This is a genomic window from Roseateles sp. P5_B10 (assembly GCF_056400485.1).
Window position 1 is genome coordinate 1 of sequence record NZ_JBFULE010001277.1, and the last position, 1,011, is coordinate 1,011.

The 1,011-nt window shown below is 68.2% G+C and carries 1 protein-coding gene; it reads left to right on the forward strand.

The window, feature by feature from the left end; translation table 11 throughout:
* Positions 1-84: 84 nt before the first annotated feature.
* The coding region (locus tag AC1DU6_RS32710) for a type III PLP-dependent enzyme domain-containing protein (protein WP_477862428.1) at positions 85-1,011 on the forward strand (927 nt) is incomplete at its 3' end.

Consider the following 1,011-nt stretch of genomic DNA (forward strand, 5'->3'; position numbering starts at 1 on the left):
CCGTTCGGGCCCGCTGCCGCGCAACCCCAACGGCAAGATCGATCGCAAAACCCTCTCGACCGACTGGCTTGAACAGCACGCTGCATGAGCGATCCCATCCCCCCGAAGCGCGCCCTTGAGCACGCGCCCGTGCTCTTTCCCCGCGACGYGAATGGCGAACTGCTGGTCGGCGGCCAGCGCCTGTCCGTGCTCGCCGAGCGAGTCGGCCAGACGCCGTTCTACGCCTACGACCGCGGGCTGCTGAAAGCCCGCGTCGCCGAGTTGCGCGCGGCTCTGCCCTTGGGGCTAGAACTGCACTATGCGATGAAGGCCAACCCGATGCCGGCGCTGGTGCAGCTGATGGCCGGCTTGGTGGACGGTATCGACGTGGCCTCGGCGGGCGAACTGCAGGTGGCGCTGAACGCCGGTGCCGACCCGCACGAGGTCAGCTTTGCCGGCCCCGGCAAGCGTGACATCGAGCTGGGYCAGGCCGTCGCGGCCGGCGTGCTGGTCAATGTCGAGTCGGTGCGTGAGCTGGTGCCGTTGGCCCGTGCTTCGCAGCGCCTGGGCCTGCCAGCCCGCGTCGCGCTGCGCGTGAACCCCGACTTCGAGCTCAAGGGCTCGGGCATGCGCATGAGCGGTGGCCCCAAGCAGTTCGGTATCGACGCCGAGGCTCTGCCCGAGGTGCTGGCTGAGGTGGGCCGGCTGAGCGGTGACGGCCTGGCCTTCGAGGGCTTTCACCTGTTCGCCGGGTCGCAAAACCTCAAGGCTGAGGCCATCTGCGAGGCGCAGCTCAAGAGCTACGAACTGGCCCTGCGACTGGCCGAGGCCGCGCCGTCACCTGTCAAGTTCCTGAACCTGGGGGGGGGCTTTGGCATCCCGTATTTCCCAGGCGAATCGCGGCTCGATCTGGCACCCATCGCCGACAACCTTGCCGGGCTGCAAGCACGCGCCAAGACCGACCTGCCGCTGTCCAAGCTCGTCGTCGAGCTGGGTCGTTACTTCGTCGGCGAAGCGGGCATCTATGTCAGC